Source organism: Microcystis sp. M179S2 (assembly GCF_020245805.1).
Taxonomy (GTDB): Bacteria; Cyanobacteriota; Cyanobacteriia; order Cyanobacteriales; family Microcystaceae; genus Microcystis; species Microcystis aeruginosa.
The window spans coordinates 1-22754 of record NZ_JADBUE010000178.1; the positions used below are offsets into that span (position 1 = coordinate 1).

General features: G+C 43.7%; 22 protein-coding genes and 1 pseudogene. 15 read left to right on the forward strand and 8 right to left on the reverse strand.

Annotated elements, in window-relative coordinates; genetic code table 11:
• The 7 genes and pseudogenes from IM500_RS10990 to IM500_RS11020 all read left to right on the forward strand — a co-directional run.
• A pseudogene (locus tag IM500_RS10990) lies at positions 1-265 on the forward strand (Uma2 family endonuclease); the annotation flags it as partial.
• Positions 266-797: 532 nt separating this feature from the next.
• The gene (locus IM500_RS10995) at positions 798-1613 is read left to right on the forward strand and encodes a Cof-type HAD-IIB family hydrolase (RefSeq protein ID WP_052275762.1); all 816 of its coding nucleotides are present in this window, start codon (positions 798-800) and stop codon (positions 1611-1613) included.
• A gap of 156 nt (positions 1614-1769) precedes the next feature.
• Positions 1770-2504: a dienelactone hydrolase family protein gene (locus IM500_RS11000; protein ID WP_190723488.1), complete on the forward strand. Its 735-nt coding sequence runs from the start codon at positions 1770-1772 to the stop codon at positions 2502-2504.
• A gap of 96 nt (positions 2505-2600) precedes the next feature.
• The gene (locus IM500_RS11005; RefSeq protein ID WP_190723537.1) at positions 2601-3458 is read left to right on the forward strand and encodes a S1 RNA-binding domain-containing protein; all 858 of its coding nucleotides are present in this window, start codon (positions 2601-2603) and stop codon (positions 3456-3458) included.
• A gap of 117 nt (positions 3459-3575) precedes the next feature.
• Positions 3576-4418, forward strand: a complete 843-nt coding sequence (locus IM500_RS11010) for a DUF6671 family protein (RefSeq protein ID WP_287738389.1) — start codon at positions 3576-3578, stop codon at positions 4416-4418.
• Between the two features lie 13 nt (positions 4419-4431).
• On the forward strand, positions 4432-5091 hold the full coding sequence (locus IM500_RS11015) for a class I SAM-dependent methyltransferase (RefSeq protein WP_287738391.1): 660 nt from the start codon (positions 4432-4434) through the stop codon (positions 5089-5091).
• Positions 5092-5116: 25 nt separating this feature from the next.
• Entirely contained in the window at positions 5117-5986 is an 870-nt protein-coding gene (locus IM500_RS11020; RefSeq protein ID WP_190723494.1) for an NAD(P)-dependent oxidoreductase, read from the forward strand.
• A gap of 437 nt (positions 5987-6423) precedes the next feature.
• Here IM500_RS11020 and IM500_RS11025 read toward each other — a convergent pair whose 3' ends face one another.
• Both IM500_RS11025 and scpB read right to left on the reverse strand, forming a co-directional pair.
• Entirely contained in the window at positions 6424-6774 is a 351-nt protein-coding gene (locus IM500_RS11025; RefSeq protein ID WP_002803308.1) for a DUF760 domain-containing protein, read from the reverse strand.
• Between the two features lie 135 nt (positions 6775-6909).
• Positions 6910-7428 carry an SMC-Scp complex subunit ScpB gene (gene scpB / locus IM500_RS11030; RefSeq protein ID WP_190723496.1) on the reverse strand — a complete coding sequence of 173 codons (519 nt, stop codon included), beginning with the start codon at positions 7426-7428 and terminating at the stop codon, positions 6910-6912.
• Between the two features lie 61 nt (positions 7429-7489).
• On the opposite strand from scpB, the gene IM500_RS11035 reads away from it, so the two are divergent.
• Both IM500_RS11035 and IM500_RS11040 read left to right on the forward strand, forming a co-directional pair.
• On the forward strand, positions 7490-8302 hold the full coding sequence (locus IM500_RS11035) for an inositol monophosphatase family protein (protein ID WP_190723498.1): 813 nt from the start codon (positions 7490-7492) through the stop codon (positions 8300-8302).
• Positions 8303-8361: 59 nt separating this feature from the next.
• On the forward strand, positions 8362-9126 hold the full coding sequence (locus IM500_RS11040) for an ABC transporter ATP-binding protein (RefSeq protein WP_190723540.1): 765 nt from the start codon (positions 8362-8364) through the stop codon (positions 9124-9126).
• A gap of 121 nt (positions 9127-9247) precedes the next feature.
• On the opposite strand, the gene ndhD1 is transcribed toward IM500_RS11040, so the two are convergent.
• A complete protein-coding gene (gene ndhD1, locus IM500_RS11045; RefSeq protein ID WP_045360515.1) occupies positions 9248-10831 on the reverse strand; it encodes a photosynthetic/respiratory NAD(P)H-quinone oxidoreductase subunit D1 in 1584 nt (527 codons plus the stop codon).
• A 401-nt stretch (positions 10832-11232) separates the two neighbouring features.
• Positions 11233-11970 (reverse strand): phycocyanobilin:ferredoxin oxidoreductase, encoded by a 738-nt coding sequence (locus tag IM500_RS11050; RefSeq protein ID WP_287738396.1) that lies wholly within the window; start codon positions 11968-11970, stop codon positions 11233-11235.
• Between the two features lie 205 nt (positions 11971-12175).
• Between IM500_RS11050 and IM500_RS11055 the strand changes: the two genes are divergently transcribed.
• Together IM500_RS11055 and IM500_RS11060 are read left to right on the forward strand one after the other, a co-directional pair.
• Positions 12176-14488 carry a transglutaminase TgpA family protein gene (locus IM500_RS11055; RefSeq protein ID WP_190723502.1) on the forward strand — a complete coding sequence of 771 codons (2313 nt, stop codon included), beginning with the start codon at positions 12176-12178 and terminating at the stop codon, positions 14486-14488.
• 286 nt (positions 14489-14774) lie between these two features.
• Entirely contained in the window at positions 14775-15239 is a 465-nt protein-coding gene (locus tag IM500_RS11060) for an SRPBCC family protein (protein ID WP_002778570.1), read from the forward strand.
• Positions 15240-15312: 73 nt separating this feature from the next.
• On the opposite strand, the gene IM500_RS11065 is transcribed toward IM500_RS11060, so the two are convergent.
• Positions 15313-15516 carry a ssl0294 family protein gene (locus IM500_RS11065; RefSeq protein ID WP_002762986.1) on the reverse strand — a complete coding sequence of 68 codons (204 nt, stop codon included), beginning with the start codon at positions 15514-15516 and terminating at the stop codon, positions 15313-15315.
• Positions 15517-15586: 70 nt separating this feature from the next.
• Between IM500_RS11065 and IM500_RS11070 the strand changes: the two genes are divergently transcribed.
• The 4 genes from IM500_RS11070 (at position 15587) to IM500_RS11085 (ending at position 17988) form a co-directional block, all read left to right on the forward strand.
• Positions 15587-16102: a DUF1499 domain-containing protein gene (locus IM500_RS11070; RefSeq protein ID WP_190723504.1), complete on the forward strand. Its 516-nt coding sequence runs from the start codon at positions 15587-15589 to the stop codon at positions 16100-16102.
• A gap of 44 nt (positions 16103-16146) precedes the next feature.
• A complete protein-coding gene (locus IM500_RS11075) occupies positions 16147-16644 on the forward strand; it encodes a DUF427 domain-containing protein (RefSeq protein ID WP_045356290.1) in 498 nt (165 codons plus the stop codon).
• Positions 16645-16766: 122 nt separating this feature from the next.
• Entirely contained in the window at positions 16767-17648 is an 882-nt protein-coding gene (locus IM500_RS11080) for a 4-hydroxybenzoate solanesyltransferase (protein ID WP_190723506.1), read from the forward strand.
• Positions 17649-17748: 100 nt separating this feature from the next.
• Entirely contained in the window at positions 17749-17988 is a 240-nt protein-coding gene (locus IM500_RS11085; protein WP_002736158.1) for a DUF6737 family protein, read from the forward strand.
• Here IM500_RS11085 and IM500_RS11090 read toward each other — a convergent pair.
• From IM500_RS11090 to hemF, 3 genes are all read right to left on the reverse strand, one after another.
• On the reverse strand, positions 17953-20253 hold the full coding sequence (locus tag IM500_RS11090) for an ATP-dependent helicase (RefSeq protein ID WP_190723508.1): 2301 nt from the start codon (positions 20251-20253) through the stop codon (positions 17953-17955). The genes IM500_RS11085 and IM500_RS11090 overlap by 36 nt on opposite strands.
• 216 nt (positions 20254-20469) lie before the next feature.
• Positions 20470-21444 carry a tRNA lysidine(34) synthetase TilS gene (tilS, locus tag IM500_RS11095; RefSeq protein WP_190723510.1) on the reverse strand — a complete coding sequence of 325 codons (975 nt, stop codon included), beginning with the start codon at positions 21442-21444 and terminating at the stop codon, positions 20470-20472.
• Positions 21445-21535: 91 nt separating this feature from the next.
• Positions 21536-22558 (reverse strand): oxygen-dependent coproporphyrinogen oxidase, encoded by a 1023-nt coding sequence (gene hemF / locus IM500_RS11100; RefSeq protein WP_287738398.1) that lies wholly within the window; start codon positions 22556-22558, stop codon positions 21536-21538.
• Positions 22559-22754: the final 196 nt, after the last annotated feature.

The following is a 22754-nucleotide window of genomic DNA, read 5'->3' on the forward strand; positions in this document are numbered from 1 at the left end:
AGTGGATATCACCCATACGGATATTAATAAATTAGCACTTTATGCCCGTTTGGGAGTGCCGGAATTATGGCGTTTTAATGGACAAATCTGGCGCATTTATCGGTTAGAAAAGGGGGTTTATCAGGAAGGAGAATTTAGTCCCTCTTTTCCCCTAGTTCCGAAAACTAAACTCTATGAATTTTTAGCCACTGCTAAAGAGGATGAAGTGAGGGCAGAAAAGAATTTAAGAGCATGGCTTGTTAGTCAACTAGCTAAAAATAATTAACTAGGGCAGTTTTTGAGGTAATTATGGTGACATTTTATCTAGAGTTAAATACTAACGTTTCTTGTCAGGCTGATAATTTCTTTTCCCAATTTAATATTGTTTTATTCGTGTATCCAAATGTTCGGACTGTTGCATTTAATCCCATGCCTTCCATCCTAGCTTTCAATACTTTGACAATTTTCGAGGGATTTCGCTAGAATACAGAAAGCGGTAAAGCGCGTAAGGGATCACGGAAACCTCCCGCTCCTTTGTACCTCGGAACAAATATCGCCCTTGAAAATGTAATGGTGACGGGTCAAGCAGGATAGAAGCTTAACGGCTAAGGTCAAAACAGCCCACAAATAAAATTCAGATCCGTCCGCCGCCTGGCAGTCGGTAGACGTTAAACTAAAACGCTTGTGGATTCGGTCTGACGGGGGCATAGTCTTCCGATTGTGTCTAGTTAAGAGGAGTAGAAGCAAGAATCTCCAGTCACAGCGTAGCTTGACGGCGAGAGTGTCAATAACTGTTGACTGTTGAATGGGACATGACTGTGGATATTCGCTTAATCGTTGTCGATGTGGATGGAACGATCGCCGGTGATAACAATCAGGTTAATCCAGCTGTGGTGCAAGCTGTCTCGGCCGTCCAAAAAAAGGGAATTCCCGTCGCTATTGGCACTGGTAGGATGTACCGCTCGGCTTTACGTTTTCATAAACGCCTTAAATCCACTTTACCTTTAATTGCTTACAATGGCGCTTGGATTCAAGATCCTGTTTCCCAAGTTCACCATCGACATACTCCCATTTCCCCCGACTTGGCGATCGATCTTTTAGATTATCTCGAACAACCCCAATGGAAAGAGAAAATCTCCCTTAATTTTTATATGGACGATGTGCTTTATGTGCGGCAATTAAACGCGGAAACGGAATTCTATCGGCAGCGATCGGGTATTATTGCCGAAGCAGTGGGAGATTTACGCAAAGTTGCCCACAAAACCACTAAAATCCTGGCCATGGGGGAAGATAAGCAATTTATCGCCGAGATTTGGCATCATTTACAGCAACGCTATCAAAATCAAGATTTATACTTTACCCAATCGAGTCCGACTTTTTTTGAAGTTACCCACGTTGAGGCTACCAAGGGAAGCGCCACCCAATTTTTGGCCGAAGATATCCTAGGATTACAACCGCAAAACGTTATGGCGATCGGTGATAATTTTAATGATGTTTCTATGCTCACCTATGCGGGTGTCGGTGTTGCCATGGGTAATGCTCCCCAAGCTGTTAAGGATCAAGCCGATTGGGTTGCCCCCAGTGTAAACTTAAATGGGGTGGCTGCGGCCTTGGAAAAGTTTGTTTTAATTTGAGGAATTGGGGAGATGGGGAGATGGGGAATTGGGGAAATGGGGAATTGGGGAGATGGGGAATTGGGGGAATTCAACTAAAACCCTACAACCCTAAGACCCTACAACCCTACAACCCTAACACCCTAACACCCTAACACCCTTTTCACCGAGAAAATTATGACTATTAATACGCAAACTGTTACGATTCCTAACAAAGATATTGACATAGATGCCTATTTAGCCATTCCCGATCGGGTGGGAATTTATCCGGCAATTATCGTGATTCAGGAAATATTCGGCGTAAACGACCATATTCGCGATGTCACCCGCAGAATTGCCCAAGAAGGCTATATAGCGATCGCTCCTGCCATTTATCAGCGATTCGCTCCTGGTTTTGAAACGGGGTACAGTATAGAAGATATCGAAATCGGTCGTCAGTACAAAGAACAAACCAAAGCAGCCGAATTAATCAGCGATATCCAAGCCACCATCGATTATCTTTATAGTTTGCCACAGGTGCAAAAAACCGGTGTCGGCACGATCGGTTTTTGTTTTGGTGGTCATCTGGTTTATCTTGTCTCCACTCTAGAGGATATCAAAGTTACTGCCTCTTTTTACGGTGCAGGAATCACCACGGGAACCCCTGGGGGTGGTCAAGCGACGGTGAAGGTGACTCCCCAAATCAAGGGGACAATCTACGCATTTTTCGGGATGTTAGATAGCAGTATTTCTCAAAAGCAAGTGGATGAGATCGAAAACGCATTAATCCGTTATCAAATCCCTCATCGAGTTTTCCGCTATGAAAATGCCGACCATGGCTTTTTCTGCGACCAAAGGGCTAGTTATAATGCTAATGCGGCCAAATCTGCTTGGGATCATGTGCTAGAGTTATTTAGCCTTCTTAAATCTTAATGGTCTGACCCCTCAAGCTTCAGCTTACACTGGAAGCAGATCGAAATTATACTTGTAACCATTCTATTTATCATGACACCGAACCCTGCCTTTTCCATGGACGATTTTGCCAAAGCTCTTGATCAATACGATTATCAATTTGAAAAAGGGCAGATCGTGCGCGGGAGAGTCGATCAACACACCTCCGATGGAGCATTCATCGATATTGGCGGCAAATCCTCCGCTTTTATTTCTTTAAGGGAAATTTCCCTGGAAAATGTTACTTCCATTGCCGAAGCTTTACCCATAGATGCAGAATTCGATTTTCTGATTACCCGTGGACAGGACGCGGAAGGACAAGTTACCCTGTCTCTGCGGCAATTATTACTACAAAAAGCTTGGGAAAATGTCAGGGAAATCTCTGAAAGTGGCAAGTCGGTACAGCTGCGCGTCACGGGGGTGAATAAGGGGGGAGTGACGGGAGAAGTGGAAGGATTAAAAGGATTTATCCCTCGCTCCCATTTAATCGAAAAAAATGATTTAGATTCCCTCATCGGACAACTTTTAACCGCAACTTTTATTCAAATCGATCAAGAAAATAATAAATTAGTTTTATCTCAGCGAGAAATTGCTCGCGCTAACGCTATCAGTCAATTAGCTGTGGGTAAATTATTAAGTGGCACTGTGGTTAAATTACAACCCTACGGTGTCTTTGTCGATTGCGGTGGAGTGACGGGATTACTCCATGCTAAACAGGTGACAGGAGCCTCTTTTAATTCTCCCATGACTTTCTTTAAAGTTGGTCAGGCAATTCAAGTGGTAGTCGCGGAAATTGACGAATATAAAAACCGCATTTCCCTATCTACAAAAATCCTGGAAGCGCACCCCGGGGAAATTCTCGAAAACTTTGCAGAAGTCATGGAAACAGCAGCAGAAAGATTAAAACAAGCTCAGGGAAAAACCCCAGAAACTTAGTGTAGCGTGGGTTAGGCGACAATAATTTAGATATTTTACCACCTATTTAGTATTCGCCGTAACCCACCATCAGTCATCAGGTGAATTTGTCTCCTGTCTCCTTTTTACTTGACAAAGATGTTTCAAGATCGGATAGCAATTTTAGGGACTATGCACGGAAAAGAGCGGGTAATAGCGCCGATTTTAGCGCAAGAAATAGGCCTTAAGGTGATTGTACCCGATAATTTTGATACCGATCGCTTTGGCACTTTTACCCGGGATATTAAGCGCATCGGGACACAAATTGAAACCGCTCGCGGGAAGGCACAACAAGCGATCGAGCTTTCGGGATACGATATCGGAATTGCTAGTGAGGGTAGTTTTTATCCCTATCCTAACTTGCCGCTAGTTTCCTGTAATCGTGAATTGATTTTATTGCTCGATCGAGTCCATAATCTAGAAATAATTGGTCAAGCAATAGTCACGGAAACTAATCACGCTCACCAAACTGTAACTAATCTAGCAGCTGCTTTAGAATTTGCCGAAAAAATCGGCTTTCCTAGTCATGGTTTAGTGGTGATGTTTGATAAAAATTCTCTCGACTCTGAGCATATTTTTAAGGGAATTACTGACCAGAAAAATTTAGTTAAAATTGTTGAAGATATTCTTGACAAAAACGGCAAAGTACACCTAGAAACCGATATGCGCGCTATGCACAATCCCACGCGGATGAAAGCAATTGCAGCTGCGACAGCAAATCTGGTGCAGAAACTTAATCAATTATGTCCTAATTGTGGTTGTCCGGGGTTTGATATTATCGAAAGAAAAGCGGGTTTACCCTGTGGTTTATGTCACTTTCCCACCTCTTTGATTAAACTGGAACTATACGGTTGTCAAAGGTGTGATTATCGAGAGGAAAAACTCTTTCCCAACGGTCAAAAAACCGCCGATCCAATGTATTGTGAATATTGTAATCCCTAAAGATAGCTTTTCTATGGAAAGAATTTTAGAACCAGAAGTAATGGATGATCGGGAAGAAGCGATCGAATATGATGCCATGGACTTCACAGAAGTTAATACTAATTTCGCTAAAGAAGCCGTACAATTGGCCGGTATTAATGCTAGGGTGTTAGATGTAGGAACCGGTACTGCACGCATTCCGATTATACTCAGTCAACTACGTCCCCAATGGCAAATTATCGCTATTGATCTGGCCGATTCTATGTTAGAAATTGGTCAAAAAAATATCCTTAATGCTAACTGTCAAGAACAGATAAAATTGGAGAAAGTTGATGGAAAAAATCTTCCCTACCAATCCGAGCAATTTGATTTAGTTATTTCTAATAGTTTAATCCATCATCTCAAGGATCCTCTGCCTTTTTTACGGGAAATTAAGCGAGTTTTAAAACCCAATGGTGGCATCTTTTTAAGAGATTTATTCCGTCCCGATTCCGAGGAAATAATCCAGGGGATGGTGAGGGAAATCGATCCTAATTTTTCTCCACGACAAGCGCAACTATTTAAAGATTCTCTCCAGGCCGCTTTTACCCTAGCAGAAATTGCCGATTTAATCCAGCAATCGGGATTAAAAAATGTTAAAATTTATCAGTCTTCCGAACGTCATTGGACAGCCATAAAAACAAGTAAAAACTAATCACTAAATCAGGAAAAATTAAGTTATGAAAGTTGGATTTTTGGGAACGGGATTAATGGGAACGCCAATGCTGGAAAGATTATTAAATCAGAGAATTTCTGTTATTGCCTATAATCGCACCTTAGAAAAATTGACAGCTTTACAGCAGTTAGGAGCCAAAACAGTTAGCTGTCCCGATCAGGTAATTCAAGAGGCAGATTGTCTGATTTTAATGTTAACTAATGCCGCCGCTATCCAAGAGGTTTTAGGATTAAATTCCGAGCAATCCAACTTCAATAATCGTACTATTATCCAGATGGGAACCATTGCCCCTTCTGAAAGTAAACAACTGCGAGATCAAATTGTTGCTAAAGGGGGAGAATATCTAGAAGCACCCGTTTTAGGAAGTATTCCCGAAGCTAAAAAGGGGACTCTCTTAGTTATGGTGGGAGCAACGGAGAAACAGTTCCATCAATGGTCAAATTTATTAGCACATTTTGGTCAAGAACCGATGTTAATCGGGGAAGTGGGAACCGCCGCGGCGTTAAAATTAGCTTTAAATCAATTAATTGCCGCTCTAACCAGTGCTTTTGCTTTGAGTTTAGCTTTTTTATCCCAGCAAGGAGTAGATCTAGAAAAATTCATGACTATCCTGCGTCAAAGTGCCTTATATGCGCCTACTTTTGACAAAAAATTAACCAGAATGTTAGAAGAAAATTATGCTAACCCTAATTTTCCCACTAAACATTTACTCAAAGATGTCAATCTCTTTTTAGAGGAATCGGAGAAGTTAGATTTAAATACTTTTCCCCTAACAGGAGTACAGCGCCTTCTTGAAAAAGCTTTAGAAATGGGATTCGCAGAGGACGATTATTCAGCTTTATACGGGGCGCTGAAAAAAGAATTAAGTAGGTAGGCGTTAAAAATTATCAGACACCCCCCTTATCAAGCGTAGGGTTGATTCATGAATCAACCCTACCTTATCAAGGGGGGGCAGGGGGGATCGAACCTAAAATCCATTTTTAATTTAATTATAACCAGCTACTTATAAACCGCTTGGCAACATCAAAAAGACTCTTTTTGGTTTGTCTAGTCGGACAACTGATAGGAGAAAAACTGGTAAAAGGCTTTAAATTTTCCTTAAGCTTTGTTGAGGTGGCCGGAAGAGGGGGTTAGAGTGGGAAGTGATGGAATTTTGGGCATATTCTCCTATGACGCTGACTGAATTTGGATTATTAGCGGGTTTACTTGTCCCCGGTATCCTGCTCTCGATTTTGGTGATGGTGAGTTTTGCCAAAGGGGGTTAAAAAGTGATAGAGACACCGATGAAAGTGTCTCTGTCTTCGGTGAAGATTAATCTATTTTTGGTTTTTTGCCTAATTTAATTGATTCTGTAGCTAACAAAATTGATTCTAAATGATGGCGCTTCTCCACTTGACCGAGGAAATAACCGGTCATCATCGCTGAAGCGAGAAGATTAGCCAAATTCTCGCGGTCGGTGGTAATTTGTACCGCAAAATCCTCTGAGGGCAACATTCCCACCAATCCCTTGACGTTTTGCGAGATAATATCTTTAATTTCGCTACTGACCGATTGGGCTATTCTCTCAAGGGTTTCAGGATGCTGCTGCTGGAGATACTGCATCAGACAGTTATCATTTTGTTCTTCGGTTTCCCAGGGAAAAAAATCAGGATTAAAAGTCATCAGAACTCCCACGCTGTAGTGGTTATTGGATCTAGGTTAACAAATCGCTCTTCTTGATTGCCCGAAGTCCCCCCATCTTCCTCAAGTTTAGCTCAGTGATCAGAAATATTCACCCATAATATACCCTCTCTCTCCTTATTCCTGAGCGGTAGCTTCCAGAATACCCTGTTCCCTAAGATTGTCAACCTCGAAATATTGATGAAATTTATCGGTTACTTCTAACCAGTAGGATCTACCTTCGTTTTGCTTGCGTTTTCTCACAAATCCTCGTTCTACCAAGTCCTGAACCTGTTGATAGGCCGTACTGCCCCGTAAATTAATTAAATCCGCTTGCAAAATCGGTTCTTTCAGTGCGATCGCTGCTAAAGTACGGAGAGTTCCCGTGCCTAATTCGGCCGGGATCAGGTCTTCGATCAAATTCTGATAAGCTGACCGCAATTGTAAACTATAACCGAGGGGGGTTTCCACCACTTCCAAGGCACTATCCCGGTGGGCATAATCGGACATTAACTCGATCATGGCATCTTCCACCGTCAAGCGATCGCTGTTGGTTAATGTCACCATCTCGGTTAAGGGGACAGGCTGCCCTTTTAGGTAAAGTATCGCTTCTAGACGGGTAGCTAGTCTGATCTCCTGGTGGGCTTCCGCGCTCAATCTCGACTACCTAAGTTTAGACAATGATTTAATATTCTACTAGAAGACGAACGAGAAAATTATGGAAACTTTTTGGAGTCAGGTTTTAGACTTTTGTTATCAGGCTACCGAGCTGGTGGGCGATCGCCTACTAGCTGATTTTGGCAAATTACAGGCCACCAATAAAGCAGACGGGACTTTAGTGACGGCTGCCGACCGTTGGTCCGATGGGGAATTGCGATCGCTAATTGCCCGCACTTTCCAGGACCATGGAGTCCTAACCGAGGAAACTACCCATATTTTCCCGGATCAAGAATGGTGTTGGGTAGTGGATCCAATCGACGGTACAACTAATTTTACTCGCGGTATTCCCATCTGGGGCATTTCCCTAGGACTTCTCTACCGGGGGACTCCCGTGTTCGGATTTGTTTATCTCCCCTGCCTAAAACAGGCCTATTATGGTTATTGGTACGGTGAGACGGGTTTAACCGGTCCAGAGGGGGCCTACCGCGATGGTCAACCGATTCACACCAGCGACGATTTTCCTAGCAAAAATCATCTGTTTAATCTCTGCGCCCGTAGTACAGATATATTTAAAAATCCCTTTCCCTGCAAAGTGCGGATGATAGGAGTGGCTAGTTATAATCTGCTTTTGGTTGCCGATGGCACGGTGTTGGGAGGAGTGGAAGCAACCCCGAAAGTCTGGGATATTGCTGCGGTTTGGGCAATTCTACAGGCCGCTGGCGGAGTATTTATCTCTTTAGGAGAAAAGATTTTTCCCTTGCAGGTGGGGGAAAATTATAGCGATCGATCCTATCCCTGTTTAGCCGTGGCTCGATCGAATTTAGCGCCGGTTTTCTTGCCTTTAGTCGGTTTTCTCAAGGATGTTGCTTGAATGGAGAATTGCTCAGGTTAGAATAGCTGCATTTAATGGTTTTATCTCTATATTATTTCATGAGTTTTGATACTTCCTCTCTCAGCGAACGCAACGATAAAGCCGAAGTCTATCAGCCAGTAATTATTCGCCTCGAAAATGTATCTAAAATCTACGGCAGTGGCGAAACCATGGTTAAAGCTCTTAATAACGTCAATTTAAGCCTGAAAAAAGGGGAATATTGCGCTATTATGGGGGCATCGGGTTCGGGAAAATCCACGGCCATGAATATTATCGGCTGTCTTGATCGTCCCACCTTGGGAGCTTATTATCTAGAAAATCTGGACGTTTCCACGCTGCCGGATGGGGATTTAGCCCAGATTCGCAATCGCAAAATCGGCTTTGTTTTCCAGCAATTCCATCTTTTACCCCAGATGAGCGCACTAGAAAATGTCATGTTACCGATGATTTATGGTGGGGTTTCTCCCCAAGAAAGAAAGGAAAGAGCGATCGCTGCTTTAACGAAGGTAAAATTAGATAATCGACTGCACAATAAACCCAATCAATTATCGGGGGGACAACAGCAGCGCGTTGCTATTGCTAGGGCAATTGTCAATCAACCCATATTATTACTTGCTGATGAACCGACGGGGGCGCTAGACTCGAAAACTACCCAAGAGGTGATGGCTATTTTCTCGGAATTGAATAACAGTGGCATTACTATCGTCATGGTAACTCATGAGGCTGATGTGGCGCGTCACTCTCAGCGCATTATTTGGTTTAAGGATGGTGAAGTGGTTTATCCTAATCTCGCACCGACGGATTTACATGAGGTGATTGGGTAGGGTGGGGATTTTTCAGTTATCAGTGAACAGTAATCAGTAAACAGTGAAAAGACAGTAGGAAACTGCTATTTAATACTGCTCACTTAAAACTCAAATCTGATAACTGATAACTGATAACTCCTTAGATTTCGGGGGCTTTGAGGGAATAAAGGGAGAAACTAGCGGTTTTTGCCTTTGCCTGTTGCACTAAACTGGGGACAGAATTACGCGCTAGGGCGGTTAATTTATTGGTAGTAGCATCGTAAATTGTCGTGGCTACTTTGGGATAGAGTCCAATGCCGATAATTGGCACTAATAGAGAAGCGATGATAAAGACTTCCCGGGGTTCCGCATCTACTAGGGCATGGTGTTCTTCTAATTCCTTATTTTCCGGCCCATAGAGAATTTCTCGCAACATGGACAAGAGATAAATCGGGGTGAGAATGACACCGATAGCCGCTAAAAAGACGATAATAACGCGGAAAGTGGGACTATAGGCATCACTGGTGGCAAAACCGATAAATACCATTAATTCCGCCACAAAACCGCTCATCCCGGGCAAAGCTAGGGAAGCGAGGGAACAGGTGGTCCACATGGCAAAAACTTTCTTCATTTTCTTGCCGACACCGCCCATCTCGTCTAACATCAGGGTATGGGTGCGATCGTAGGTACAACCGACCATAAAGAATAAACTCGCCCCAATCAGTCCGTGGGAAATCATCTGTAACATCGCCCCACTTGTACCAATATCGGTAAAGGAAGCCATGCCAATCAGCACAAATCCCATGTGAGAGATGGAAGAATAGGCAATTTTGCGCTTAAGATTGCGTTGGGCAAAGGAGGTTAAGGCGGCGTAGATAATATTAACTACCCCTAAAATCACCAAAACGGGGGCGAAAACGGCGTGAGCATCGGGTAACATCCCCATATTCATCCGTAAGAGCGCATAACCACCCATTTTAAGCAAAATTCCCGCTAGTAACATATGGGCGGGGGCAGTGGCTTCGCCGTGGGCATCCGGTAGCCAAGTATGGAGGGGGAAAATCGGCAGTTTTACCCCGTAGGCAATCAGAAAACCGGCGTAGAGGAATAATTGCAGTTTCAGGGGGAAATCCTTGCCAGCAATAGTCACCATGTCAAAGGAGACGGTATCGCCATAAAAAGCCATCGTCAGCGCCGCTACAAGGATGAAGAGAGAGCCTCCGGCGGTGTAAAGGATAAATTTGGTGGCCGCGTAGAGACGGCGTTTACCGCCCCAAATGGAGAGGATGAGATAGACGGGGACTAATTCTAATTCCCAGACGAGGAAGAACAGTAACAGATCCTGGACGGCAAACACCGCAATCTGTCCCCCGTACATCAACAGCATCAGGAAGTAGAATAGTTTCGGTTTAAAAGTCACCGGCCAAGCCGCTAAGATAGCCAGAGTGGTGATAAATCCCGTTAAGATAATCAGAGGCATGGAGAGGCCATCGGCTCCTAAGGACCATCTTAGGTCAATTTCGGGCAACCATTGGTAACTTTCCACTAATTGCAGATTGGGATTAGCGAAATCGTAACTGGTATAGAAAGCGTAGATAATTAGGGCAAAGTCGATTAATCCCACCGTCAGAGCAAACCATCTCACGGTTTTACCGTCTTTATCGGGAATTATGGGAACCAATAAAGCGGCGACGATGGGAAAAAGGATGATGGCAGTTAACCAAGGAAAGTTCGTTAGATTCATCGGCTGTTTTAATATTTATTTAATTGTCAGAATCGAGAAATTAAGCTAGGGCTTTTTGGCGGTTTTACCTGGGAAAACCGCTTTTTTTCTCTTGTTCTCGCGGTTACAGTTAACTGTACCTAAATCAATCTAGCAATTATTTTCCTGTCCTTGTCTATTAATATTGTTAAGTTTCAAGAGACTTCTGCCCTAATTAATTTTTGAGAGTTCAAAAATGGGAAAAATAGCGATGAAGTTGCAGAAAATCTCTAAATAAGTGGGTAGGTGTTAAAAATTGTCGGCTCCCCCCTTATTAAGGATAGGGTTGATTCATGAATCAACCCTACGATGAATCAACCCTACGATGAATCAACCCTACGATGAATCAACCCTAGTAGCAAGGGGGAAAGGGATAGTTCAGTTTAATCGGGCAAATCAAAGAGAACACCCGTCATATAACGCTCTGCCCATTCCCAACCAAAGGCTTTTTCTAGTACACGCCGAGTTTTATCGTTTTTTTGCTGTTGACTACAATAATCCCGTTGTCCCTGTAAATAAATGCGCGCTTCTTCCCCGGAAAGAGGCTGACTTGCCTTAGCACATTTGCAGTGAATTGTCAAGAAATCTGTTACTCTTTGTAAAAATTGTCGTTCCTCGGCGGCGGTTGCGGGACGAATAAACAGACAATATTGGGAGAAAATATGACCCCAAGAGGGCAAATCACGATCCTGGGCGAAATCGACCGCAGGTAAAGCCGCTAAAGCTTGATTATAGGCACTAGGGAGAGTTTTATCGCCACTGGTGGGAGAAAGATCCACAATAGCGGCACTGATTCCCGCTTTGCCGGAGACTATATCACATCCGAACATCGGCAGCGGATATTCTGGACGGGGGAACATGACACAGTGAAGGATATCCAAACTATTGCCCAGTTTAGCCAGTTCTAGGTGCATTTTGCGGAACTGGGGAGTTTGATAGCAGCGATTCTCGATAATTAATTTTTCCCCTTCTAAACGTCCCTCCACATAGCCTAAACCTTCCGGCAACTCAAAGGGCGACAAATCAAGATAATTTTCCCAGTGGGACAGAATTGCCGTGGCTAATTGTCCAATCAGGGGATGAAGTAACGGTAAAATTTCAGGCTTGGTAACGGCTATCATAGGTCAGTAATCAGTTATCAGTAATCAGTTATCAGTAATCAGCTTTTTTCTCCCTATCTCCCCTGCTCCCTTCTCCTGTCTCGGAGTCTCCTGTCTCCTGTCTCCTGACTCCTGACATCTAAAATCCACTTTACCCCATGGAGCGATCGAGATTAGAACTGGGAAACATAAAATTAACTTTTTGATCCTTCTGCCAATTTACCCTATGGTTAGCAGTGCCGCTCGTCCAAGACCTTCCTTAAAAACCCTCTGGCAAAAGATAGAATCTTCTCCCTTGCCGGAAACCGAGGAATCGATTATTTTAAGAATTCTGGTGCAAGCTTTAGTAATCGTGGGTATTATCGCCACCGATGTGGCTACCGATAGTTATACCAGTATTTGGGCTGTTCCTCTCAGTATTATCGGCGGAATCTGGAGTTGGCGACGCAGGAAAAAGCGCAATATTGGGGCAAAATTTTGTATAGCCATCGGAATGTTGGTAGTGTTGGCGCTATTCTTGGGTGATATCGTTGCGATGCAGGATAGTCGCATTGCCTTAACACAATTATTAATTCAATTACAAATTCTCCATAGTTTTGACCTGCCCCGACGCAAAGATTTAGGGTATTCTATGGTAATCGGTTTAATTCTCTTGGGAGTCGCCGGGACAATCTCCCAAACCCTCGCTTTTGCGCCTTGGTTAATCCTCTTTCTGCTTTTATCCCTACCTACCCTAGTTTTAGACTATCGTTCTCGTTTAGGTTTAGATAATCTCAATCAGAGTCTCCCTTTCTTCTCAAGGAAATCCCCGCGTCTAGCCACAAAAAAATTAGTTTCCCCGCAAAATTCCCCCCTTTCTCCCAAACGTTTTGGGATTTTCTTTCTGACAATTCTCCTCTTGGGATTGACAATTTTTGCCCTGATGCCGCGTTTTCCGGGTTATCAAATTCAATCTTTTCCCGTCAATAGTCCAGGAGGTATGGAAAATCAGGATTTTGAACAGGGAGACCGACAAATCGTTAACCCCGGCTATGTGCGCGAGGGTGAAACGGGGAATGGTGGCGTAAATGGCGGTAATAGTCCCACTACGGGGTCAGGACAGCTAGATTCTACCTTTTATTACGGTTTTAACCCCCAAATCAACCAAAATTTGCGGGGAAGTATGACTCCAGAAATAGTCATGCGGGTACGTTCTCAAGCCCCCGGATTCTGGCGGTCCATGGCCTTTGATCGCTATACTGGTCAAGGGTGGCAAATCTCGCGAGATCAAGAAGTAGAGGATTTAAATCGCAGTAGTTGGTCCTATCGCTTTTTTGTGCCGCTACCTGCAACCCAGGCAAAAACCCATCAGGTAGTCCAAACTTACAGCATTGTCTCCAGTTTACCGAATATTATCCCCGCTCTTACTTCGCCTCAGTTTCTCTTTTTTCCTACCCGACAGGTATCTTTAGACCGAGAAAATAGCTTAAGGTCGCCGGGGGGGTTAGCGGAAGGGCTAACTTATACTGTAATCTCACAAGTGCCGGAACGCAATCGCAGCCAACTGCGATCGGCCCCAGAAACTTACCCGAAGGCTATTCTCAAGTATTATTTACAAATTCCTGCCGAAATTGCCCCGAAAGTCCGCCGAAAAACCGAGGAATTGCTGGCAAAATCTCCCACACCGTTAACCTCTCCCTACGAGAAGGCCCTATATTTGGCCCAAGCATTAAAGCAAAACTATGAATTAAAAACCGATTTGCCCTTTTTAGCCGAAAATGAGGATTTAGTCTCGGCCTTTTTGTTTCGTTTTCAGGGGGGTTACGCCGATCATTTTTCCACCGTGTTAACGATTATGTTACGCTCGATCGGTATTCCTGCCCGATTAGCCACCGGTTTTGCTCCTGGCCAGTTTAATCCTTTCACTGGCTTTTATGTTGTCCAAAATACGGACGCTTACGCCATCACAGAGGTGTTTTTTCCAGGTTACGGTTGGTACACTTTCGATCCTATCCCGGGCCACGAATTAATTCCCCCATCCTTTGAGGAAGTGGAACCTTTTAGCGTCCTCAAGCAATTTTGGCAATGGGTAGCCGGATGGTTGCCCTCTCCAGTAACGGGTTTTCTCGGTCTGATTTGGGAAAATGTTATCGTTACTATCGGTAAGTTATTGGCATGGTTATGGCGCTTTATTTCCAGCAGTCTTTTAGGGGGAATTCTCGGCGGTTTAGTGGGGGTCGTCTTCGCTTACGCTGGTTGGTTAGGATGGGGACAGTTCCATCGTTGGCGTCGGGGTCGCAAGTTGGCAAAACTACCACCAATCGAGCGTTTATACCAGCAAATGTTAGGAATCTTAACAGAAGCCGGTTATGGTAAACATCCCGCTCAAACCCCTTTAGAATACGCCGCCGCCGCCCGCATTGTCCAACCGCCCCCGGTGGCGAATATTATCGAGGAAATTGCTCGCGCCTACGTTGATTGGCGTTACGGCGGGAAATCGGCTAATATCGAGAGTTTACGCCAACGTTTTCGAGAATTTGTCAAGTTGGTGAAAAAGTGAGCTTGAGCCTATAGTTAGGGTTTGCGGCAAAAAGTTTTTCAGCAAATCCTAAATAATTAGTCTTTAATAACAGAAAACGGGTTTCTTTAAGAAACCCGTTTTCTAGACAAACCTGACTCCAATAGCAAATTAGGTTACACTTCATCTTGATGAGAAAGGCTATAAACAAGACTATGTTAAGAAATGTAACCAAGGCCGAAACCCTTACTGTTGCCTTGTCTGCACAGTTAACTTTACTTTTGTCCGACTACCGATAATTCTCAGCCAGCAATTTATAAGCAGATCAATGTCATCTTGTCAAGTATTTGAACAATCAATTCAGATTAAAGCTAGTGCCACGACGGTAGAGCGTTGTATCACGGATTTAGAGTTAATGCGTCGTTGGTTGAATCCGGTGTTAGTTTGTGAACCTATCGGGGATTGGAAGACCGATATCGGTGGGAGAAGTCGTTTTTTGATTCAAATTCCCCTAATTCAGCCAACGCTGAAAAGTACGGTGATTGAGAGGGAACCGGGGTTAATTGTCTGGCAATTTGAAGGCTTTTTTCGCGGATGCGATCGCTGGGAATGTCAACCCAATGATGGCGGCACTTGTCTAATCAATCGTTTTGAGTTTGCGATTCCCAATCCGGTTGTGGGGTGGGGATTCCAGCAATTCGCCGCCAAATGGACTAAAAAGGATATGGAAGCGCAATTAAGACGCTTAAAACGAGTAGCCGAGGAAATTTATCTACTTTCAGCAACAAGTTAAGCTGATGGGGTGGTAAGCGGGGGGTTTTGGGGATGGGAGAATACCCTCACCCCCAACAGCTAACCCCTGATCCCTAATCGATCGAGATCGACTGGGGACCGTTGCCGTTATCCTGATTATTGTCGTTAAAACTGACTAATCCCTGCTGTTCTAACCATTTTTTGAGGGGATCGTCCGAAAGTTTCAAGCGCAGTAATCCAGAGGCAAAACCACCGAAAAAAGCGATCGGTTGTTGAATCAGTTCTTTAACAACGGGTTGTAATTCATCGAGAAACATCTTATTCTATCTCCTGATATTGTCACACCTATCAATGTTAAGTTAATTGAAGTGATTCTGTGAGACTAGCATGACTGAAACTTCCGACACGGTGAAAAAATCTTTCCGGCTAACCCCGTTTATTTTCCTGGGAATACTGCTCATCTGGCTAGGAATTAGGTTAATTGCTCCCGATAGCGTCAGTTTATTCGCCGGTACTCGTCCCGATTATTTGGGAGTCAGGGAGGGTAAACTGGCTCCTTGTCCAGTCACTCCTAATTGTGTTAGTAGTCAGAGTCAGGATCCAGCTCATTCGATCGAACCCCTTAGTTATCAGGGTAGCGGTGAAAAAGCGATCGAGCAATTAGCTAAAATTATCGCCTCCCAACCGAGAACTAAAATTATTAGCCAAGATAGTAACTATCTCTACGCCGAATTTAGCAGTCAATGGATGGGATTTGTCGATGATCTGGAATTTTCTCTCAATCCTAGCAAAAATGCGATCGATGTTCGCTCGGCCTCCCGGTTAGGAGAATCGGATTTAAATGTCAATCGAGAACGAGTGGAAACCCTGAGAAAACTCTTTTCAGTGATCAGTAATCAGTAAACAGTGAACAGTGAACTGACTCGGAGAATACGATAAGAAAAATTATGTTTCGTCCCCAACCGATACCAGCAAAAGCAGGACAGGAATCCGTCTGGGATTATCCTCGTCCCCCGCGCCTAGAATTATCGCCTAAACACCTAAAAATTATCTTTAATGGGGTGATAATTGCCGATACTAAAAGCAGTTATCGAGTTCTAGAAACCAGTCATCCTCCAGTTTATTATCTACCGCCCCAAGATATTAAAATGGAATACCTGCAAGCCACAGCAGAAAAGTCTTTTTGTGAGTGGAAAGGTCTAGCGGGATATTACAATATCACCGTTGGCGACCAACAGGCAATTAACGCCGCTTGGTATTATCCGGACCCGACACCAGAGTTTCAGGCAATTAAGAATTATCTGGCTTTTTATCCTGCCAAAATGAGCGCTTGTTATGCCGACGGGGAATTAGTACAACCGCAACCGGGCAACTTTTACGGGGGATGGATAACCTCCGATGTAGTTGGTCCGTTTAAAGGCGTTCCCAATAGTTGGGGCTGGTAATCACGTTAAGTAGGTAGTCGTGCAAAATTAACTTCTTGGTTAGGAAAGGCAAAAGGCAGCTTTTTTCTCCCCACTTCCCCATCTCCCCCTTAACTCCTAGTTTCTACTTTTTACGAGAAATTATGACTATATCCCAACCCGATCTAGAACCCACTTGGATGACGATTATTCGCCTCTTGCGCTGGGATAAACCCGCAGGTAGGTTAATTTTGATGGTTCCCGCTTTATGGGCGGTATTTTTGGCGGCAGACGGGGTGCCACCGCTACCCTTGATCGGGGTGATCGTTTTGGGAACTTTGGCCACTAGCGCCGCCGGTTGTGTGGTTAACGATCTTTGGGATCGCGATATCGATCCACAAGTCGATCGCACTCGTAACCGTCCTTTAGCGGCCAGAGCTTTATCGATCAAGGTTGGTTTGATTATCGCTCTGATTGCTTTCTTTTGCGCCGCAATTTTAGCTTTATATCTGAATTTCCTGAGTTTTTGCCTATGTGTGGCCGCCGTTCCCTTGATTATCTGCTATCCCCTCGCCAAGCGTTTTTTTCCTGTACCCCAATTGGTTCTTTCTCTCGCTTGGGGTTTTGCGGTTTTAATCTGTTGGAGTGCCGTCACCGGGTCGTTAAATAGCAATACATTTATATTATGGGGAGCGGTGATTTTTTGGACATTGGCATTTGATACTATTTATGCTCTGTCCGATCGAGAGGATGATCTCAAGGTTGGTATTAACTCTAGTGCCATATTTTTCGGCAAATACGCCCCGGAAGCCGTGGTGGTCTTTTTTGCCCTAACAGTGGGTTTATTGGCTTGGGAGGGGCAAAAAATGCAGTTATCAGCCTTTTTTTGGCTAGGGTTGGGTCTAGCGGCGATCGCTTGGTTGCGTCAATACTGGTTGTTACGTCAATCGGATTTACCTAAACCAGTTTATGGTCAAATGTTCGGTCAAAATGTTTGGGTCGGTTTTATTTTATTAGCGGCTATGATTGCGGGGAGTGATTTTTAAATAAGTAAATCGAGTAATTTTTGACTCTTTCGGTCTTCCCAAGCGTTTTTTAAGCTCGATCACTATAAAATCAAGTTAGTAAATTACCGCCCCTTAACTAATGTCTAACTCGAAATCCGATAACGTTTGGAATCACAAACCCCGTTGGTGTCAACCTTGGTCGATTTTGTTGACAGGAATTACCCTGATTGCCGGCTGTTGGTTTTTAACCCAGCGTCTCTGGTTAACTCTACTCCTATCTATTCCCATACTCCTCTGGTGGTTTGTCTTCCTAATTCTTTATCCGCGGACGCTGCAGCAACAGTTAAACACAGAAAGAATCGGGGAAAGCATTGATTAAAACAGGAAAGACAGGACAGGGATTTTTATCCTGTAATTGACTACTTTCATCCCCGCGAAAAGTGTTCCAACGGAAGGGAGCTTTTTTTTCACTCGACATCCATAAAAGTCTTTTTGCTCGCGTCATCGCTACATACAAAAGTCGGTATTCTTCAGCTTTTTTAAGTTGTCCAGCTTCTAACCAAGCGCTTAGAGGTGGGGGAATAATTGGTATGCTGTCGGGGTTTAAATAGCGTTGATGAACCGCTGCTCGAATTTGCGCTCGTGCCACTTCTGCGAGGGTAAAATCTGCCAAAAATTTCGCCCCATTGGGTATCCAAGGTTTGCCTGGGATAATATCTTCGTGAAGAAAGGGAATAAAAACATAATCCCAGTCTAAACCCTTGGCTTTGTGCATAGTAATAATCGTCAGTTGTTCAGGACGAGTATAACAATCATCGTTATCTTCTTCCACTCCTTCAAAGCGCTCAGAGGCGATAATTTCATTAAGGGTGTTAATTGTATTTTTTAGAGAACTATTACCAGCAGTTTCCTGATAAATACGGGCGGTTAATTTTTGCAAAGTGGCTAATTCTGAACTGGAATATTGGAGAGTCATAGCGAAAAAAGACAGGAGTTGATAATGGGGTAATTCTAATCTAGCTTTTAGTAAACTGCAGCAATAACGACGGGCGATTTTTTCGTTAGATTTCAGTTCGGGATCGAGGGGAGTGGGATAAAGAAATTGTTCGGGATAGGTAACTAAAGGATTTAAGTCTTGGGCAGTAATTAAACCCCTAAATTGTAGCACTTCTAAAGCCGCTTTGAGATAATCAGGAGAGTGGGGACGTTCGACAAAAGCTAATAGTTTCAGCATTTCGGCGGGAATTTGGGAAAAGCGATCGATCTCGTTAGCTTCAAAAATTCTGATTTGATAACTTTTGTAAAAATGGGCAAATTTTTGAGCAAAAAAGTGTCCTTGTCGATTTTCTCTAACGAGGATAGCCGCATTATGTTGAGGGTTTTCTTGGAGTAATTTAACTAGACGTTTTTCAATTAATTCTACTGTTTGATAAATGTCATCGGGTTGATAAATTTCTAATCCTTTTCCCTCCTTAACTGGATTAGGTTGGGGATCTTCAGCACCGACGGGAAGAATCGCTTGAACTCGAAAAGGAGCCTCGGTAACTTTATGATTATCTTTTCCCTGTTTCCAATCTCGATCGACCCATTGTAACACTAAATTAGCAGCTTCAATAATTTTAGTATTGCTGCGACCTGCTTGGTTCATAGTCGATAAATTGCCTTCGCTTTGACAACTTTCACAAAACCAATTAAAGTAAACAGGATCGGCGGGGGTAAAGGTAGAATTAATGGCTTGATTGGGATCGCCGACGCGAATTAAATTAGGTATTTCCTCGTCATTATTTTTTGCTAAAATAGTAATTAGTTTTTCTTGGAGAGGACTAGAATCCTGTGCCTCATCTTCAAAGACTCCAAAGACAGATTTTTGCCATTGTCGGCGAATTTTGTCTTCCTCTAATACCCGCAAGGCTCCTAAAATCATGTCATCATAATCTATATAGTTTTTCTGACGCATCAGGATTTCATACTGTTGGTACAAACCACTAGCAATAGCGAGAATTTGATAATTATCGTCGGTATAGTGGCTTAATTCCCAGACTTGCTGCGGTGATAATCCAGAACTTTTTAGCTCATGAATGGCCGTATAGGCAAGACTAGGTAAAATTTCGGTTCTCAGCACCGATTGACGGCGTAATCTTTCGGTTTCTTCCCCATCAAATTCCACTCCTTCTAATAACTTTTGATAACGAATTGGGTCGGCAATTAGCCATTTTTCCACCGAGTTTCTAATAATTCTGTGGCTAGGAGTCGGAATAACTAAGGTAGAAGATTCGAGGTCTAATCCCGATAATTCCGGGTAACGACGGGCCAATTGTAGGGCCAGTCCGTGCAGAGTTTGGACGCTGAACCCTTGGGCTGAAAGTTGTAAATCTTGCAAGCGTTGTTTAATTTTAGCTTTAATACTAGCGGCAGCGGAGCGCGTGTAGGTGACAATAATTAACTGTTTTTTAGCATGAAGTTGCTCACGAGCAATAACCATGGCGGCAGCTACGGCCAAACTGTGGGATTTTCCCGCCCCCGGCACCGCAGAAATGGCCATTTTTCCCCCTTGCCAATCGGCTAATTCCTGTTGTCCCGCGCGCAGTTGTTGCCGGAGACTGACCAGTAAATTTTCTCGATTAATTACTTTAGTTTCGCTCATTATTCTACGCCAATTTGATTTGTAGTTTAATCGTATTACTAATTATAGTTTCTTCTTAAACCAATTGCTGTAAAAGTTAGCTAGAGATAACTAGAATGGGGAGATGGGGTTTTTCAGTGAACAGTAAACAGTAAGCAGTAATCAGTGAAAAGAAAGTAGCGAAGTTTTCCCCTAACACTGTCCACTTAAAACTGTAATCTGATAACTGATAACTGATCACTGATAACTGATATGTAGCCAATTTTGTTGTACTTCTACCCGAATTTTGCCCGTTAGGGAGGAAGTGGCATCGCGATTAACACCAGTAATGAGATTAACCACTGACTCAACTTCGGCAAAATTAGGCGATGAGGGTAAATATTGAGCTAAAAATAAACGAATCACCCGTCTTTGTATCGCTAGAGGTAGAATTTGTAAAGGGGAGCGATCGAGTCTTTGTTGATCTAGATCGATAACCTGACGAAAAATATCCCGGGCAATACTATCTAAATAATCGCTTTCTGCTTCCAAAATTTCGGCAGTTTGGGCGAGATGTTTTTCGATTTGGGGATTTAAATTAGTTTGCAGGTAGGGTAATAATTCCAGACGGATGCGATTGCGAGCATAGCGTAAATTCTCATTAGCTCGATCATACCAGATCGGTAATTCTCGACTTTGACAAAAAGCGAAAGTTTCCCCGCGAGTGACATTTAAGAGGGGACGGACTAAAAAAATATCTGGGGTTAAACTTGTCAACCAAGTTAAGGCAGAAAGTCCATCACTACCCGCCCCGCGCGTGAGATTATAAAGAAAAGTTTCCGCTCGATCGCTCCTCGTGTGTGCCGTGAGAAGATAATTAAAACCCTGTTCTTGGGCGATTGTTTGTAAAGCTTGATAACGCCATTGTCGGGCCTTGGCTTCCGTTTCCGCCATGGGGGGTGCGGTGGTAATATAAACAGGTAATTGCCAAATTTCGGCGATTTCCCGCACATGAGTGACTAATCCTCGGTCGGAGGACCAACGGTGATCACAATGAGCGATCGCTAGTTGCCAACCCCAACGAGGGCGCAAATCCAGCAATAATTGCCCTAAACAGAGGGAATCCTGACCTGCCGACAATGCCACTAACAGAGACGCATTTTTAGGTAGTAATTGTCCCTTTTTCACCGTGGTTTCCAGACGAGTATGGAGAGGTGTCCAAAAATTAGCCAAAATTTTTAGATTTATTTACTTGACAAGGGTGTGGGAAGTATTTTCAGTGAACTGATAACTGATAACTGATAACTGATAACTGATAACTGATTTAACCTTGCCAATTAACCCAATCTTGGGGTTTTAGGAAGACATCATAGAGTTTTGCTTCTGGGGTGTTTGGTGCAGGTTGATAACAGTATTCCCAACGGACTAAAGGAGGTAAAGACATCAAAATCGACTCGGTACGACCGTTAGTTTGCAACCCAAAAATTGTGCCACGATCATAAACTAAATTAAATTCTACATAACGACCGCGACGATAGAGTTGAAACTGACGTTCTCTGTCACCGTATTCCGTCGAGTGCCGTTTCTGGACAATGGGAACGTAAGCGGGTAGAAAAGCTCGGCCACAGTCATTAATGAAACTAAAAATTTCTTCCCAGTTGCGGGGTTGTTGGGGAGATAATTTTTCTGAATAGATAGCGGCATCACTTTCGGCAAAAGGACCACGATAGAGAGGGTCTAAACCGTCTTGGTAATCAAAGAAAATCCCGCCGATGCCTCTGGCTTCCTGACGATGATTGAGATAAAAATATTCATCACACCAGCGTTTAAAAACGGGATAATATTCGGGATGATGTTGGTCGCAAACCTGTTTAAAAGTGCGGTGAAAATGACTAGCATCTTCTTCAAAAGCATAGTAGGGAGTTAAATCAGCGCCACCGCCAAACCACCAAACCGGACCTGCTTCAAAATAGCGATAATTGAGGTGAACCGTGGGAATATAAGGATTGTGAGGATGTAAGACCATCGAGGTTCCCGTGGCATAAAATTGATGACCGGCAGCCTCGGGCCGTTGTTTGGCAATGCTAGGAGGTAATTCTTTCCCCCAAACTTCCGAAAAATTCACCCCTGCTTGTTCAAAAATTGCCCCTTCCCGCAAAACTCGCGAACGTCCGCCGCCACCTTCGGGCCGTTGCCAACTATCTTCGCTAAATTTTGCTTGTCCATCCACTTCTTCTAATCCCTGACAAATTTCATCCTGTAGGGATTTCATAAATTCACTGACGCGGCTACGGCTGTCACTGGCGGGCAAATTGGCAAGGGTGGGGGTTGTGGTGAATGCAGTCATACTCAAGGATCAAAGTTGATAACTCAGTGATTATATTACTACTAGGTGATGAAACGGCCGCTCTTCGATACTTAACTTAACATTTAGATGGGTTGGGGGTGGGGAAGTGGGGAAGTGAGGGAGTGGGGAAGCGGGGAAGTGGGGAGAATAAATAAAAATAATCTCCTGACGACCGGCTCCTGAATTTCGCCCGAAT

Bases quoted from the DNA above. Each gene is read 5' to 3' on its own strand.
- IM500_RS11070 (WP_190723504.1), top strand. From the start codon at position 15,587: ATGACTGAAACTTCCGACACGGTGAAAAAATCTTTCCGGCTAACCCCG.
- IM500_RS11055 (WP_190723502.1), top strand. From the start codon at position 12,176: ATGGTTAGCAGTGCCGCTCGTCCAAGACCTTCCTTAAAAACCCTCTGG.
- IM500_RS11050 (WP_287738396.1), bottom strand. From the start codon at position 11,970: ATGATAGCCGTTACCAAGCCTGAAATTTTACCGTTACTTCATCCCCTG.
- IM500_RS11060 (WP_002778570.1), top strand. From the start codon at position 14,775: ATGTCATCTTGTCAAGTATTTGAACAATCAATTCAGATTAAAGCTAGT.
- IM500_RS11040 (WP_190723540.1), top strand. From the start codon at position 8,362: ATGAGTTTTGATACTTCCTCTCTCAGCGAACGCAACGATAAAGCCGAA.
- IM500_RS11015 (WP_287738391.1), top strand. From the start codon at position 4,432: ATGGAAAGAATTTTAGAACCAGAAGTAATGGATGATCGGGAAGAAGCG.
- IM500_RS11085 (WP_002736158.1), top strand. From the start codon at position 17,749: ATGTCTAACTCGAAATCCGATAACGTTTGGAATCACAAACCCCGTTGG.
- IM500_RS11020 (WP_190723494.1), top strand. From the start codon at position 5,117: ATGAAAGTTGGATTTTTGGGAACGGGATTAATGGGAACGCCAATGCTG.
- IM500_RS11005 (WP_190723537.1), top strand. From the start codon at position 2,601: ATGGACGATTTTGCCAAAGCTCTTGATCAATACGATTATCAATTTGAA.
- IM500_RS11065 (WP_002762986.1), bottom strand. From the start codon at position 15,516: ATGTTTCTCGATGAATTACAACCCGTTGTTAAAGAACTGATTCAACAA.
- IM500_RS11090 (WP_190723508.1), bottom strand. From the start codon at position 20,253: ATGAGCGAAACTAAAGTAATTAATCGAGAAAATTTACTGGTCAGTCTC.
- IM500_RS11000 (WP_190723488.1), top strand. From the start codon at position 1,770: ATGACTATTAATACGCAAACTGTTACGATTCCTAACAAAGATATTGAC.
- hemF (WP_287738398.1), bottom strand. From the start codon at position 22,558: ATGACTGCATTCACCACAACCCCCACCCTTGCCAATTTGCCCGCCAGT.
- IM500_RS11025 (WP_002803308.1), bottom strand. From the start codon at position 6,774: ATGACTTTTAATCCTGATTTTTTTCCCTGGGAAACCGAAGAACAAAAT.
- IM500_RS11010 (WP_287738389.1), top strand. From the start codon at position 3,576: ATGTTTCAAGATCGGATAGCAATTTTAGGGACTATGCACGGAAAAGAG.
- IM500_RS11075 (WP_045356290.1), top strand. From the start codon at position 16,147: ATGTTTCGTCCCCAACCGATACCAGCAAAAGCAGGACAGGAATCCGTC.
- IM500_RS11080 (WP_190723506.1), top strand. From the start codon at position 16,767: ATGACTATATCCCAACCCGATCTAGAACCCACTTGGATGACGATTATT.
- ndhD1 (WP_045360515.1), bottom strand. From the start codon at position 10,831: ATGAATCTAACGAACTTTCCTTGGTTAACTGCCATCATCCTTTTTCCC.
- IM500_RS11035 (WP_190723498.1), top strand. From the start codon at position 7,490: ATGGAAACTTTTTGGAGTCAGGTTTTAGACTTTTGTTATCAGGCTACC.